Genomic DNA, 14,777 nt, shown 5'->3' on the forward strand with positions numbered 1-14,777 from the left:
CCGCCCGGATTTGCTGAAACCGGGTCGGGCACACGGCTTGCGATGGGGCTCTTCCGGATTCTCACCGGAGCCTGCCTCTTGCGCCGTTCCCTGCCAGTCCTCGCCGCCTTGAGCACCCTGCTCGGTCCCACCGCGCGTGCCGAGGAACGTCCCTCCCCACCCACCACGCTGTCGCTGGCCACGCTGCCAGATGAGGACCGGTTGGCCGCGCTCCTCTGGGAACGCTCCGCCGACTTCGCGGAGGCCCGGGCACGCATCGCCGCGTCGCGCGCGGAGCTCCAGCGCGCGCACCTGCTGCCCAACCCGGAGCTGGACGTGTCGATGAACACGATCCCCATTGGAGAAACCAATCCACCCGGCCTGCGCCGGTTGGACGATGTGCCCAACTACGTCATCGGCGTGTCGGAGCTGGTGGAGCTGGGCAAGCGGGGCCCCCGACAGGACGCGGCGAAGGCGACGCTGTCCGCCACCGCGCTGGACGTGCATGCCTCGCTGCGAACGCGCACCTACGACGTGCTGGAGCGCGCGGCGGAAGTGGCCACCACGGAGGTGCGCATCGCGGAGCTGCGGAAGCTCACCGAGGACGCGCTGAAGCTCACGGAGCTGCAACGCGCGAGGCAGCAGCACGGCGACGCGGCGGGGCTGGACGTGGATCGCTCCACGTTGGAGGCCCAGGCGCTGGAGACCTCGCTGGGCGAGGAACAGGTGAGGTTGGCGGATGCGCTCATCGCCTGCGCGCAGCTCGCGGGCCTGCCGTGTGAACCCTTCGGAGGAAGGGAGCCGGCGGCGGCCTTCCTCAAGACGCGCCTCGACCGGGCCTCGGTGCCGAGCGACATCGATTCGAGACCCGACCTGCGGGCCCTCGGCGCGCAGCAGGACGCGGCGCAGGCCTCCCTGAAGCTCGCGAGGCGCCGCTGGATTCCCGACCCGACGGTGCGCGCGGGCTACACGCGCGACCAGTTCATGATCTCCGGCAACCAGAAGAACTCCCTCTTCGTGGGCCTGTCGATTCCGCTCCCCTTCTTCGACCACGGGCAAGCGGATGCGCACGAAGCCAGCGCCAGCGCCGAGTCCGCCAGGGTCGCGCGTGAATTGCTCGCCGCCCAGGCGAAGCGAGAGGCGGAGGTGCTGGGCCAGCAACTGCGAGCGGTGCAGCAGCGACGCGACCGGCTCCACACGCAGACGCTCCCTCTGGCCGAGGGCGTGGTGCAGCGATTGGACGCGGCGGTGAAGGCAGGAGGCGCGGCATTGCAGGACCTGCTCCTCGCGAGGCGGACCTACGGAGAGCTGGTGTTGCACGCGGCCGACCTGGATCAGACCAGCCTACCGACTCACGGTCGCCATCGACCGGACGAGCGCCGCCGGTCCACGCGCCCCCGATGCCCTGGCCCATCCCAAGTCCTGAGTTTCCGTCCCCCTTCCCGAAAGAACCCCATGAACACCCCCGACACCTCCGCCGCATCGACGTCCGAAGTCTCCACCCCTCGCCGCACCCCGGTCTGGATGGCCTTCGCGGGAGCGGGCCTCCTGAGCACCGGAGCGCTGCTGTACGTGCTCGCTCCCACCGACTCCGTAGCTGAAAGCGAGACCTCCATCCCCGGCCCCACGGTGAAGGGCGAAACGGTGCACCTGCCGGATGGCGCGCCGCAGTGGCATTACGTGCAGCTCGCCGTAGCCGCCGAAGGCAGCGCCCTCACGCCCCTGCCCTCTCCCGCGCGAGTGCAGTTCGACGAAGCACGCACCGCCTCCGTGGGAGCCCCCCTCACCGGCCGTGTGGAGGAAGTGAAGGTGCGCCCCGGAGACCGGGTGAAGCAGGGCGATGATCTCTTCAGCGTCCGCTCCGGAGCCTTCGCGGAGATGCTGCGCGAACAACGAGGCGCGGAGGCGGAACTCACGGAGAAGCGCCGCAACGCCGAACGCCTCAAGGAACTGGTGGCCCTCAGAGCCGCCCCGGAGAAGGACCTGCTCGCCGCGCAGACGGAGCTGCGTCAGGCGGAGCTCTCCCTGGAGGCAGCGAAGGCCAAGCAAGGCAGCCTCCGAGTGTCCTCGCGAGGAGAGAACCTCTTCTGGGTGAAGGCGCCGCGCTCGGGCACGGTGGTGGATCTCGAAGTCGTGGGCAGCCAGGAGGTGACACCGGACCGGGACCGGCCGCTCGTGCGCCTGTCCGACCTCGACCAGGTGATGGTCGTCGCGGACCTCCAGGAAGCAGACGCAATGGACATGACGCAGGGCCAGGACGTGACCGTCACCACGCGCGACGGCATCGTCCGAGCCGGCAAGGTGGACCGCGTCTCCGAGGTGGTGGATCCGCTGCGCCGCACCGTGGAGGTGCGGGTGCGCGTCCCCAACGACGACCGCCGCTTCCGGCCCAACGCCTTCGTGGAGGTGACGCCGACGCCGCCCACAGGCGTCAAGCGCGTGCGGGTCCCCGACAGCGCGGTGGTGACGGACGGAGCACGCTCGGTGGTCTTCGTGGCCCGGGACGCCAACCGCCTGGAGCGGGTGGCCGTGACGCCGGGACGCCGCCGCGACGGTGAAGTGGAGCTGCGAGGCGGGCTGGCCTCCGGAGACAGGTTCGTCGCCAGGGGCGCGCTGCTCCTGGAGAACCAGATCGAACTGGCGGACTGAAGCAGGGAAAGGACAGACGCCCATGTTCGAAAAGATCGTCGACTTCAGTCTGAAGAACCGCGCGGCGGTGGTGTTCCTCACGCTGCTGACCGCCATCTGGGGCTACTTCTGCTTCCGCGACCTCACGGTGGAAGCCTTCCCCGACCCCACCGACACCCAGGTCAACGTCATCACGCTCTACCCGGGCCAGCCGTCCGAAGAAGTGGAGCGACAGATCGGCCTGCCGCTGGAGCGCGCCCTCAACGGCATGCCGGGCCTGACACGCCTGCGCAACCTCTCCATGTTCGGCCTGTCCTTCGTCACGTTGAGCTTCAATGACAACACGGACGTGCTCTTCGCCCGAGCCCAGGTGCTGGAGCGCCTGCGCGACGCGGAGTTGCCCGAGGGCCTCACGCCATCCCTGGGCCCGCTGGCGACGCCCATCGGTGAAATCTATCGGTACACGCTCAAGGGAGCGAAGGGCGACCCGATGCAACTGCGCACTCTCCAGGACTGGGTGGTGCGCCCCGGCCTCCTCCGGGTGGACGGAGTCGCGGACGTCGTCAGCTACGGCGGCCTGCTCAAGGAAGTGCACATCCAGCCGGACCCCGCGAGGCTCGCCGCGTTCGGCCTCACGCTGGACGACGTGGAGGACGCGCTCAAGGAAGGTTCGGAGAACGCAAGCGGCGGAGTGATGGAGCGTGGCTCCGAACAGTTCGTCATCCGCAGCGAAGGCCTCTTCCACACGCTGGAGGACATCCGCGACGTGCGAGTGGCCACGCACGAAGGAACCCCGGTCTTCCTCAAGGACGTGGCGGACGTGAACGAAGGCTGGTCCCCGCGTCAGGGCGTGGTCAGCCGCGACGGAGACGGCGACGTGGTGCAGGGCGTGGTGCTGATGCGCCGGGGAGAAAACCCCTCGGTGGTCCTGGAGCGGGTGCGCGACGCGGTGGCCACGGTGAACACGCGGCTGACGGCGGAGGACGCGCGCATCGACCCGTTCTACGACCGCACGGACCTGGTGAACACGACGTTGCGCACGGTGGGTCACAACCTGCTGGAGGGCGCGCTGCTGGTGACGCTGGTGCTGTTCATCTTCCTGTTGGACCTGCGGGCCGCGCTGGTGGTGGCGGTGCTGATTCCCCTCTCGCTGCTGGCGTCGTTCATCTACCTGAAGATGCGGGGCATGTCGGCCAACCTGCTGTCCATGGGCGCGGTGGACTTCGGCGTCATCGTGGACGGAGGCGTGGTCATCATCGAGAGCATCCTGTCGCGAATGTCCGGCCACCAGTACGAGGGAGAGACCCCCATCGAACGCATCCAGCGCGCGACGAAGGCCGTGGTGCGTCCCACGGTGTTCGCGCTGCTCATCATCATCGCGGCGTACCTGCCCATCTTCATGTTGGAGCGAGTGGAGGGCCGCATCTTCGCGCCCATGGCGAACACGGTGGTGGCGGCGCTGCTCGGGGCGCTCGTCTTCTCCGTCACGCTCATCCCGGTGCTGGCCTCGTTCGTCTACCGCAAGCCGGTGAAGCACAGGGAGTCCCCGGTGCTGCGGGCCGCGGACAAGGCCTATGGCCCCGTCCTCGGATGGAGCCTCAAGCACCCGGCCATCGTCATCGTCGTGTGCTCGGCGGCCCTGCTCTTCGCGGGAGCGCTGGTGCCGCGCATGGGCAGTGAGTTCCTCCCGGCGCTCAACGAAGGCAGCCTCTACCTGACCTTCACCATGCCTTCGAACATCTCCCTGTCGGAGGGCCGCAAGATGGTGCCGCGCATCGAAAGCCTGCTGCGTCAGGCGCCGCAGGTGGACGGGGTGCTCAGTCAGCTCGGCCGCCCGGAGGACGGCACCGACGCGAAGCTGACCAACAACCTGGAGTTCTTCGTGAAGCTCAAGCCGCCCGCGGAATGGCCCAAGAGCACACCGAAGCTCGACGACGTGCTGGCCGTCTTGCAGCGCTCCGTGTCGGAGGTGCCGGGCATGGAAGTGAGCTTCAGCCAGCCCATCGGCGACAACGTGAACGAGAGCATCAGCGGCCAGCAGGGACAGCTCGCGGTGAAGCTCTTCGGCGACGACCTCCAGGTGCTCCAGGCCTACTCCACGAAGGTGAAGAACACGCTGGCGAAGGTGGACGGAGTCGCGGACCTGGGCATCGTGAAGAGCGGCGAGGTGCCCAGCATCCAGGTGACCCCGGACCGCGTGGCCCTGGCCCGTCACGGAATGTCCCTGGGCGACTTCCAGCACGTCTTCCAGACAGCGGTGGGAGGCCGGCCGCTCAGCGAGTTCTGGGAGGGTGAGCGCCGCTTCGACGTGGTGATGCGCCTGCCCATGTCCAGCCGCGACGACGTGGAGAAGATCTCCCACCTGCGAGTCCCCGTGGAGGGAGGAGTCCTCGTCCCCCTGAACGAGCTGGCCAAGGTGAAGACCGGCTTCGGCCGGGCCTCCATCAACCGCGAGAACGGCCGCCGCTACATCGGCGTGCGCATGAACGTGCGAGGCCGCGACCTGGGCTCCTTCGTGAAGGACGCACAGGCCCGCGTGGAGAAGGAAGCTCCGCTGCCTCCTGGAACCAGCATCGAATGGGGCGGCGAGTTCGAAAGCAAGGAGCGCGCGATGAACCGGCTGCTCACCGTGCTGCCGGTGGCGCTCATCCTCACGCTGCTGCTGCTCTTCAAGGCCTTCAACTCCTTCGGTCGAGCAATGGTGACGCTGCTCAACGTGCCCTTCGCGCTGATGGGCGGCGTGTTCGGCCTGTATTGGGCGGGCATGCCACTGAGCGTGGCTGCTGCGGTGGGCTTCATCGCGCTCATCGGACAGGCGGCGCTCAACGGAGTGCTGGTGATGAGCGCCATCGCGGAGCGGCGAGAGGCCGGCGAGTCCCTGGACGACGCCATCCTCCACGGCAGCCGCGAACGCCTGCGCCCGGTGTTGATGACGGCGGCGCTGGCGGCGCTGGGCCTCGTCCCGGCGTGTTTGAGCAATGGGATTGGCTCGGAGATGCAGAAGCCCCTGGCCATCGTCATCGTGTCCGGAACGATCTCCGCGTGCGCGCTGACGCTGGTGCTGTTGCCGGTGCTCTTCCGTGTCTTCGCCCGCTTCACGGAGCAGTTCGTGGACCGGATGCCCCCGCAGTTGCTGCGCGTGGTGCCCGGCGCGAAGAACCTGCGCAAGGCGAGCTGAGCCTCAAGGCGTGGAAGACTCCGGCACTGAAGGGGCCGGGGTCTTCCCGTCGATGAAGTCCACCAGGTCCTGGGGCAGCGCGGAGACGAAGGTGACGGGCTCGCCGCTGCCCGGGTGCGGGAACGTGATGCGCTCCGCGTGGAGCGCATGCCGGGGCAGTCGCAAGCGCACCCACGCCTCGGGCTCCAGGGTGTGCTTGCTGAAGCGGTCAAAGTAGCCCGGGTCCGGCCCGTACATCTTGTCCCCCACCAGCGGGAAGCCCGCGACGTGGAGGTGGATGCGGATCTGATGCTGCCGTCCCGTCTCCGGAAAGCAGCGCAGGAGCGCGAACGGCGCGCCGTCATGCACGAAGCGCTGGAGCACCTGGAAGCGCGTGCGGCTGGGCTTGCCCAGCACCGGGTCGATGCGCACGGCGATGCGGATCAAGTCCGTGCCCTCCGCGATGGGAGCATCCACGTGGAAGGCGTCCTCGGAAGGATGGCCTTCACACAGCGCGAGGTATTCCTTGTGCACGTCGCGCGACACGAACAGCCCGCCCAATACCCGGCACGACTCCGTGGTGCGGCCACACACGACCAGTCCGCTCGTCTCACGGTCCAGCCGGTGCGCGGGCTCCGCGAAGCGCTCCCCGAAGCGTTCGCGCAAGAGCGTGACGAGGGTGCCCTTGTGGTAGCGCGCGGTGGGATGGATGGGCAGACCCGCCGGCTTGTCGAGCACCAGCAGCCAGTCATCGGAGAACACGACGGGCAGCGCCGTGGGCGTCGCGGGCTCCTGGCTCGAAGGGCGGCGGATGCGGAACGTCAGCCCCGGGTACACGGGCGTGGAGGGTTTGAGCCGGTACTCGTCGCACAGGACGCCGCGCAGGATGATGCCGCGCACGCGCTCCAGGTCCATGCGACGGATCTTCTCGCAGAGGTAGCGGTCCAACCGCCACCCGGCGTAGTTCGGCTCGACGACGAACGGGATGTCCACATAGCCGTCAGGCACATCCGTGGCGGCAACCGGAGCGGTGTCTTCGTCTTCACGCATGACGTTCCGCGCCGCTTAGCACGCCTGGAACGCGAAAACCGCCAGGTCCCCGCGCACGAAGACGCGAGCACCCGGCGGCCTGACTGCTTGAAGCAAGGCGCGTCAACTCACCCGAATGCGCGCTTCTGCTCCACGCCCAGCACGCGCGCGTACAGGTCCGCGATGCGCTCGCCGGTGCGGCCGTCCCACAGCTCCGGCACGCGGCCCTTCTTCACGTTGCCGGACAGGACGCGGTCCGCCGCCTCGCGGATGCGCGCGGGGTCGGTGCCGACAATCTCATTGGTGCCCACCTCCACGGTGACGGGCCGTTCGGTCTCCTCGCGCAGGGTGAGGCACGGCACGTTCAACGCGGTGGTCTCCTCCTGGAGGCCGCCGGAGTCCGTCATCACGAGCTGCGCCTGGGACGTCAGCGACAGGAACTCCAGGTAGCCCATGGGGTCCACCAGCTTGAGGGCCGGCGTCTTCTCCAGCTCCGGACCGTGGCCCTGCTCGGAGATCATCTTGCGCGTGCGCGGGTGCACCGGGAACACCACGGGGACCTTCCTGGCCACGTGGATGAGCGTGGACAGCAGGCCCGCCAGCAGCTTCGGGTTGTCCACGTTGGACGGCCGGTGCAGCGTCGCCACGACGTAGGCCCGGGGCGTGAGGCCCAACTGCTTCAGCGTGGGCAACTGGTCGGCCTTCTCCTTGGACGACAGGAGCGAGTCGATCATCACATTGCCCACCAGATGGATGCGCTTCGGGTCGATGCCCTCCTTCAAGAGGTTCGCGTCCGCGTCGCGCGACGGCGTGAGCAGCATGTCGGAGAGCCGGTCGGTGACGACGCGGTTGATCTCCTCCGGCATGTGCCGCTCGAAGCTGCGCAGGCCCGCTTCCACGTGGGACAGCGGGATGGCCAGCTTGGACGTGACGAGCGCCGCGGCGATGGTGCTGTTGACGTCGCCCACCACGGAGACCAGGTCCGGCTTCTCCTTGAGGAAGATCTTCTCCATCTCCACCATCATCTTGGCGGTCTGTTCGGCGTGGCTGCCGGAGCCGATGCCCAGATGGATGTCCGGAGCGGCCATGCCCAGGTCAGCGAAGAACACGTCGCTCATCTTCGCGTCGTAGTGCTGGCCGGTGTGCATGACCAACTGCTGCAGGGAGGTACGCGCGGCGATGGCCTTGTGAATCGGGGCCACCTTCATGAAATTCGGACGCGCGCCAACGATATGGATGACCTTCTTCATGTCGCTGCGCAAGCTAGGCACGCCCCCGTTTCTGACCAGTGGTGCCAGGGCGTCAGCCGCTCTCCCCCGGGGACGGGACGTCTGATAGATGACGCCCCATGCCCGCCTCCCGGACCGTGGCCGTCATCCCCGCCCGCCATGCCAGCACGCGCTTCCCTGGCAAGCCGCTCGCCCCCATCGCCGGCCGCCCCATGATCGAACATGTCTGGCGCCGCTGTCAGGAAGCCGACGCCTTCGACGAGGTGTGGGTGGCCACCGACGACGCGCGGATCCGCGACGTGGTGGAGGGCTTCGGCGGCCGGGCGGTGATGACCAGCCCCGCCTGCCCCACCGGCACGGACCGAATCGCGGAGGTGGCCCGCACCCGTCCGGACGTGGAGGTCTGGGTGAACGTGCAGGGCGACGAACCGCTGGTGGACCCCGCCGCGCTCAAGGTGCTCGCGGCCCTCTTCCAGGACGACACCGTCCACATGGGCACGCTGGTGCGCCCCCTGGAGCCGGACGAGTTGGAGAACTCCAACGTGGTGAAGGCCGTGCTCGCGCTCAACGGCGACGCGCTCTACTTCAGCCGAGCCCCGGTGCCCCACGTCCGCGAGCCCGGCACGCCCGTGCAGCGCCACGCCCACCTGGGCCTCTACGGCTACCGGCGCGACACGCTGCTGAAGCTCGCCACGCTCAGCCCCACCCCGCTGGAGGAGGCGGAGAAGCTGGAGCAACTGCGCGCCCTGGAGCACGGCCTGCGCATCCGCTGCGCCCAGGTGTCCTGGCGCACGGTGGCGGTGGACGTGCCGGAGGACGTGGCCCGCGTGGAGGCCCTGCTGCGCGAGCGCGGCTGAGAGCGCCCGCGCGGCCTGGCTCAGATGCTCGGCAGCTCGTCCGGTTCGTCGCCCCGGGGGAACGCCGCGTCGATGCGCCTCAGCTCCTCCGGCGTCAGCTTCAGCGACGCCGCCTTCGCGTTGTCGCGCATGTGGGACTCGTCGCTGGCCTTGGGGATCGCGAACATCGACGTCCCGCGCACCAGGAACTGGAGCGCCACCTGGTACGGCGTCACGCCACGCGCCTGCGCGATGGACGCCAGCACCTTGCCCCCCGTGCTGGAGGGCTTCGGAAAGCGACCGTTGCCGAACGGGCTGTAGGCCACCACCGCCACGCCCTCGGCCTCGCACCAGGGGATGACGGTGTGTTCGATGGCGCGCTCCTCCAGGTGGTACAGCACCTGGTTGCACGCGATGCGCTTCGGCCCCGCGATGGCCAGCACCTCTTCCAGCTCATCCACCGCGAAGTTGCTCACACCCCAGGAGCGGATCTTCCCGTCCGTCACCAACTGCTCGAAGGCCTCCACCGTGCCCTCCAGCGGGTGGGAACCGGGCCAGTGCAACAGGTAGCAATCCAGCCGGTCCGTGCGAAGCCGCTTCAGACTTCGCTCGCAGGCCGCCACGGTGCCACTGCGCGTCGCATTGGACGGCATCACCTTGGAGACGAGGAACACCTCGTCTCGCCGGCCCGCGATGGCCTTCGACACCAGCGCCTCCTCCACCCGGCCCTGGCCGTACAGTTCGGCGGTGTCCAGGTGGGTGAGGCCCAGATCCAGACCCGCACGCAGGGAGCGGATGGCACCTTCCGCGTCATCGCTCTCCATCTGCCAGGTGCCCTGACCGATGACCGGCACCTTCACCCCGGTGTTGCCAAAGACGCGCTTTTCCATGGCCGCTCCCTCGCGATGGGACCCCACCCCGGAAATAGCACCCCGGCCGCCCCGGCTGCATCCCGACCCGGCACCCACCTCCCGGGCTGCGTGACCGCCGACACTCCAGTAGGCTCCGCGGGTGCCTCCTCCTGAAACCCCTCCGCCCTCCCGACGTCCCACCCCGGGCGTGACCGTGCGCCGACTGCTGTCCCTGGCGCGCCCCGAACTTCCGACGCTGGCACTTGCCACCATCTTCCTGTTGCTCAGCAGCGCCGCCAGCCTGGTCTACCCACAGGGCATCCGGATCCTCATCGACGAGGCCCTCAACGGGAAGGACCGCACCCTCATCGACCGGGCCGCGCTCACCATGCTGGCCGTCTTCCTGGTGCAGGGCGTCGCCACCGCGCTGCGCGCCTACTTCTTCAGCGTCTCCGGCGAGCGCGTGGTGATGCGGCTGCGCCGCGACTTCTTCCGCGGGCTGATGAACCAGGAGGTGGCCTTCTTCGACACCCACCGCACCGGGGAGCTCACCAGCCGGCTCTCGTCCGACACCACCGTCCTGCAGAACACCGTGAGCGTGAACGTCTCCATGGGCCTGCGCCACGCCATGCAGGCGCTGGGCGGCATCGCGCTGCTCTTCTACACCTCGCCCTCGCTCACCTTCCTGATGCTCGCCATCGTCCCGCTGGTGGCGGTGGGCAGCGTGCTGTACGGGCGGCGCGTGCGCCACCTCGCGCGTGAGGTGCAGGACGCGCTGGCCAAGGCCGGAGAGGTCGCCGAGGAGAGCCTGTCTGGCCTGCGCACCGTGCGCAGCTTCGCGGCGGAACCGTCGGAGGTGACGCGCTACGGAAACACCGTGCAGCACGCCTTCGAGGTCGCCCGCAGCCGCGTGCGCCAGAGCGCCATCTTCATCGGCGCGGTCTCCAGCGCGGGCTACATCGCCGCGGTGGCGGTGTTCTGGTACGGCGGCCGGCTGGTGGTGGACGGACAGCTCACCGTGGGCGCCCTCACCTCGTTCCTCATCTACACGATGCTCGTGGCCATGTCCCTGGGCTCCCTGGCGGACCTGTGGGCGGACTTCATGCGCGCCTCGGGCGCCGCCGAGCGCGTCTTCGAGCTGATGGACCGCGAGCCCGCCATCCCCATCGCCCAGGGCGAGCGCCCCGCCACCGTCGAAGGCCGGGTGGACTTCCAGGACGTGAAGTTCGCCTACCCCTCACGCCCGGACGTGCAGGTGCTCCAGGGCATCGACCTCACCCTCCAGGCCGGAGAGGTCGTCGCCGTGGTGGGCTCCTCCGGCGCCGGCAAGTCCACCCTCGCCGCCCTCCTGTCGCGCTTCTACGACCCGCAGCAGGGCCGGCTGCTCCTGGACGGCCGCGCGCTGGACACGCTGGACCCCAGCTGGCTGCGCACGCACGTGGGCATGGTCGCCCAGGAGCCCCTGCTGTTCTCCTGCTCCATCGGGGACAACATCCGCTACGGCCGCCCGGACGCCACCGACGCGCAGGTGGAGGCCGCCGCCCGGGCCGCCCACGCGCACGACTTCATCAGCCGCTTCCCGGACGGTTACAAGACCGCGGTGGGCGAGCGCGGCGTGCAACTGTCCGGCGGCCAGAAGCAGCGCGTCGCCATTGCCCGCGCCGTGCTCAAGGACCCGCGCATCCTCGTGCTGGACGAGGCCACCTCCGCCCTGGACGCGGAGAGCGAGCACCTGGTGAAGGACGCCCTGGAGCGATTGATGCGGGGGCGCACCACCCTCATCATCGCCCACCGCCTGTCCACCGTGGCCAACGCCCACCGGGTGCTGGTGCTGGAGTCGGGCCGTGTGGTCCAGAGCGGCACACATGCCAGCCTCATGACGCAGGACGGCCTCTACCGCCGCCTCGTGGAGCACCAGGTGGTCGCCGCCTGAACGGTCGTTCCCCGACCGGCTCCCTCCATCCCGCAGTCCCCGTGGCGCGAAAAGCAGGGGCGCATTATCTCAAGCGCCTCAAGAAAGGAGGTGATGCCTTGATCGACAGCAAGAATCAGGCGTCTACCTCCGTCGCGGTTTCCTGCTAGCCCAGGGGTCTCCCGGCGGTGGTTGACGTCCGCGGTACCGGTCGCCCTCGTCACCCGACGGGGGCGACTTTTTTTGTCCGTCCTACCCCCTGGGAATGTCCGTCCGGCCTGCCGGTTCGAGCCGCCGGGGGAGAAGCGCCATCCACGACTGCCGTGGTCGCCCATCGGAGAGCTCCGTGTCCATCACGCCGTGTCCCATCCCCTTGCCTTCCGCCCTCCGTGACGAGGAGACGGTGGACGACCAGCGCAACCTCTTCTGCCCCAACTACGACGCCTGTCTCCACCAGGTCGTGAAGAAAGGCTGGGAAGGCTGGAGTTGCCGAGGTTGCGACCTGCGCCGCTTCCGCGTGGGGCAGCCGTCCGCCCAGCAGTTCGCGGTCGCCCGGCCGGGGGGTTGGGACGCGCAGTGAAACGCCGGCTGGCCTTCCGGGGCCAGCCAGCCGTTCACCCGGCAGAGATTATTTGACGCACCCTGGCCCTCTTGGCAGGAAGGGACATGCGCTCCAAGAAAACCAAGTTCATCTTCGTGACGGGCGGCGTGGTCAGCTCGCTGGGGAAGGGACTGGCCTCCGCATCCATTGGCGCCCTCCTGGAGAACCGCGGGCTGGACATCACGCTCATCAAGCTGGATCCGTACATCAACGTGGATCCGGGCACGATGAGCCCCTTCCAGCACGGCGAGGTCTTCGTCACCGAGGACGGTGGCGAGACCGACATGGACCTGGGCCACTACGAGCGGTTCACCCACGCCCGGATGAGCCGCCTCAACAACTTCACCTCCGGCCGCATCTACAACGCGGTCATCACCAAGGAACGTCGCGGTGAGTACCTGGGCAAGACGGTCCAGGTGATTCCCCACATCACCGACGAGATCAAGGCCAGCATCCGCCAGGCCTCGCAGGACGTGGACGTCGTCATCGTGGAGGTCGGCGGCACGGTGGGCGACATCGAATCGCTGCCCTTCCTCGAGGCCATCCGCCAGATGCGCTACGACGTGGGCAGCCAGAACGCGGTCTACATCCACCTGACGCTCCTGCCGTACATCGGCGCCGCGGGCGAGGTGAAGACCAAGCCCACGCAGCACTCGGTGATGAAGCTGCGCGAAATCGGCATCCAGCCGGACTTCCTCCTGTGCCGCACCGACCGGGAGATTTCGCGCGAGCTGAAGGACAAGATCGCCATGTTCTGCAACGTGGACAACGGCAACGTGTTCACGTCCCCCGACGTGCGCAGCATCTACGAGCTGCCCCTGGAGCTGCACCGCCAGGGCCTGGATGAGCGGCTGGCGGAGGTGCTCAACATCTGGAGCCGCGCGCCCCACCTGGAGAAGTGGGAGACCATCGTCCGCAAAATCTACGAGCCCGCGCGAGGTGAAGTCACCATCGCCATCGTGGGCAAGTACGTGAACCTCACGGAGAGCTACAAGAGCCTCAACGAGTCCCTGCTCCACGGCGGCATCGCCAACGATGTGCGCGTGAAGCTGCGCTTCGTGGACAGCCAGGACGTGGAGGCGCAGGGCCCGGAGACGACGCTCGCGGGCGTGGACGCGGTGCTCGTGCCCGGCGGCTTCGGCGTGCGCGGCACCGAAGGGAAGATCGCCGCGGTCCGCTACGCGCGCGAACAGAAGCTGCCCTTCTTCGGCATCTGCCTGGGCCTCCAGATGGCGGTGGTGGAGTTCAGCCGCTCCGTGCTGGGCCTCCAGGGCGCCAACAGCCTGGAGTTCGACGAGCACACCGCCCACCCGGTGGTGACGCTGATGGAGAGCCAGGTGAAGGTGCAGGACAAGGGCGGCACCATGCGCCTGGGCAGCTACGCGTGCGCGCTGAAGGACGGCACCGTCGCGCGCAAGCTCTACGCGCAGGAAGCCATCCAGGAGCGCCACCGGCACCGCTACGAGGTGAACAACGCCTACCGCGGCCGGCTCCAGGAGGCGGGGCTCGTCATCTCCGGACACAACCCGGAGCTGAATCTGGTGGAGATGATTGAACTGTCGGATCATCCCTACTTCGTCGGCTGCCAGTTCCACCCGGAGTTCAAGAGCAAGCCCTTCGCTCCCCACCCCCTCTTCTCTGGCTTCATCAGCGCGGCGCTCGCCCAGCGGGACTCCTCCCGCGGCACGGCCCCCGCCACCCCGGTGCGCGCATGAGCACGACGCCTTCCATCCAGCTGTGCGGCTACAAGGTCGGCCCCGGCGAGAAGCTCTTCGTCATCGCCGGCCCGGACAGCATCGAGTCCGAGGAGATGGCCCTGCGCCACGCCCACCTGCTCAAGGGCATCACCGACCGGCTGGGCGTCCCGTATGCCTTCAAATGTTCCTATGACAAAGCCAACCGGACCAGCGGCAAGTCGTTCCGCGGACCGGGTTTGAAGGAAGGTCTGAGAATCCTCGACCGCGTGAAGCGGGAGGTGGGCGTGCCCGTGCTCACGGACGTCCATGAAACCAGCCACGTCGGGCCAGCCGCTGAAGTCGTGGATATCATCCAGATACCTGCCTTCCTGTGCCGGCAGACGGACCTGGTGGAGGCGGTGGCGCGCTCGGGCCGGGGGGTGAACTTGAAGAAGGGACAGTTCGTGGCCCCCAAGGACATCGTCCACTCAGCGAAGAAAGCCGTGGAGACGGGCAACCCCAACATCCTCGTCACCGAGCGGGGCTCCTCCTTCGGCTACAACAACCTCGTGGTCGACATGCGCGGCCTCGCCCAGATGCGCGAAGCCGGCCTCGTCGTGTGCATGGACGCCACCCACGCCGTGCAGCTTCCCAGCTCCAGCGACGGGAAGACGGGCGGCGAGCGCAGGTTCGTCTCACTGCTGGCCCGCAGCGCCGCTGCCGCCGGGATTGACGCTTTATTCACAGAAGTCCACGAAGACCCCGACCGTGCCCTGTGTGACGGTCCGTGCTCGCTCAATCCACAGATGTTCGAGGACGTGGTACGAGATGTGCTCAGCATCCGTCGCGCGCTGGGTCACGAAGCCGGTTGATGGACGC

At 68.5% G+C, this 14,777-nt stretch carries 10 protein-coding genes; 7 read left to right on the plus strand and 3 right to left on the minus strand.

What is annotated here, in order from left to right; translation table 11 throughout:
• Positions 1–78 precede the first annotated feature (78 nt).
• Both OV208_RS23460 and OV208_RS23465 read left to right on the plus strand, forming a co-directional pair.
• Entirely contained in the window at positions 79–2,628 is a 2,550-nt protein-coding gene (locus tag OV208_RS23460; protein WP_267576111.1) for an efflux RND transporter periplasmic adaptor subunit, read from the plus strand.
• Between the two features lie 22 nt (positions 2,629–2,650).
• A complete protein-coding gene (locus OV208_RS23465; protein ID WP_267576112.1) occupies positions 2,651–5,785 on the plus strand; it encodes an efflux RND transporter permease subunit in 3,135 nt (1,044 codons plus the stop codon).
• 3 nt (positions 5,786–5,788) lie between these two features.
• On the opposite strand, the gene OV208_RS23470 is transcribed toward OV208_RS23465, so the two are convergent.
• Positions 5,789–6,814: an RluA family pseudouridine synthase gene (locus OV208_RS23470; protein WP_267576113.1), complete on the minus strand. Its 1,026-nt coding sequence runs from the start codon at positions 6,812–6,814 to the stop codon at positions 5,789–5,791.
• Between the two features lie 107 nt (positions 6,815–6,921).
• A complete protein-coding gene (gene wecB, locus OV208_RS23475; RefSeq protein ID WP_267576452.1) occupies positions 6,922–8,043 on the minus strand; it encodes a non-hydrolyzing UDP-N-acetylglucosamine 2-epimerase in 1,122 nt (373 codons plus the stop codon).
• A 98-nt stretch (positions 8,044–8,141) separates the two neighbouring features.
• On the opposite strand from wecB, the gene kdsB reads away from it, so the two are divergent.
• Complete coding sequence (gene kdsB, locus OV208_RS23480; protein ID WP_267576114.1) at positions 8,142–8,879, plus strand: 3-deoxy-manno-octulosonate cytidylyltransferase; 738 nt, start codon at positions 8,142–8,144, stop codon at positions 8,877–8,879.
• 20 nt (positions 8,880–8,899) lie between these two features.
• Here the strand turns inward: kdsB and OV208_RS23485 are convergent, their stop codons facing one another.
• Positions 8,900–9,748, minus strand: a complete 849-nt coding sequence (locus OV208_RS23485; RefSeq protein WP_267576115.1) for an aldo/keto reductase — start codon at positions 9,746–9,748, stop codon at positions 8,900–8,902.
• A gap of 169 nt (positions 9,749–9,917) precedes the next feature.
• Here OV208_RS23485 and OV208_RS23490 point away from each other — a divergent pair, with 169 nt between their 5' ends.
• The 4 genes from OV208_RS23490 to kdsA all read left to right on the plus strand — a co-directional run bounded on the left by OV208_RS23490 (position 9,918) and on the right by kdsA (position 14,770).
• A complete protein-coding gene (locus tag OV208_RS23490; protein WP_267576116.1) occupies positions 9,918–11,642 on the plus strand; it encodes an ABC transporter ATP-binding protein in 1,725 nt (574 codons plus the stop codon).
• 325 nt (positions 11,643–11,967) lie between these two features.
• Positions 11,968–12,201 (plus strand): hypothetical protein, encoded by a 234-nt coding sequence (locus OV208_RS23495; protein WP_120533363.1) that lies wholly within the window; start codon positions 11,968–11,970, stop codon positions 12,199–12,201.
• Positions 12,202–12,287: 86 nt separating this feature from the next.
• Complete coding sequence (locus OV208_RS23500; RefSeq protein ID WP_267576117.1) at positions 12,288–13,937, plus strand: CTP synthase; 1,650 nt, start codon at positions 12,288–12,290, stop codon at positions 13,935–13,937.
• Positions 13,934–14,770, plus strand: coding sequence for a 3-deoxy-8-phosphooctulonate synthase (kdsA, locus tag OV208_RS23505; protein WP_267576118.1), 837 nt, complete (start codon positions 13,934–13,936; stop codon positions 14,768–14,770). The genes OV208_RS23500 and kdsA overlap by 4 nt, the downstream gene beginning before the upstream one ends.
• The last annotated feature ends 7 nt before the right edge of the window (positions 14,771–14,777 follow it).

It is taken from the genome of Corallococcus sp. bb12-1, assembly GCF_026626765.1.
Taxonomy (GTDB): Bacteria; Myxococcota; Myxococcia; order Myxococcales; family Myxococcaceae; genus Corallococcus; species Corallococcus terminator.

Excerpts from the sequence above, each read along its gene's own strand:
- OV208_RS23465 (WP_267576112.1), top strand. The coding sequence starts at position 2,651 with ATGTTCGAAAAGATCGTCGACTTCAGTCTGAAGAACCGCGCGGCGGTG.
- OV208_RS23470 (WP_267576113.1), bottom strand. The coding sequence starts at position 6,814 with ATGCGTGAAGACGAAGACACCGCTCCGGTTGCCGCCACGGATGTGCCT.
- wecB (WP_267576452.1), bottom strand. The coding sequence starts at position 8,043 with ATGAAGAAGGTCATCCATATCGTTGGCGCGCGTCCGAATTTCATGAAG.
- kdsB (WP_267576114.1), top strand. The coding sequence starts at position 8,142 with ATGCCCGCCTCCCGGACCGTGGCCGTCATCCCCGCCCGCCATGCCAGC.
- OV208_RS23485 (WP_267576115.1), bottom strand. The coding sequence starts at position 9,748 with ATGGAAAAGCGCGTCTTTGGCAACACCGGGGTGAAGGTGCCGGTCATC.
- OV208_RS23500 (WP_267576117.1), top strand. The coding sequence starts at position 12,288 with ATGCGCTCCAAGAAAACCAAGTTCATCTTCGTGACGGGCGGCGTGGTC.
- kdsA (WP_267576118.1), top strand. The coding sequence starts at position 13,934 with ATGAGCACGACGCCTTCCATCCAGCTGTGCGGCTACAAGGTCGGCCCC.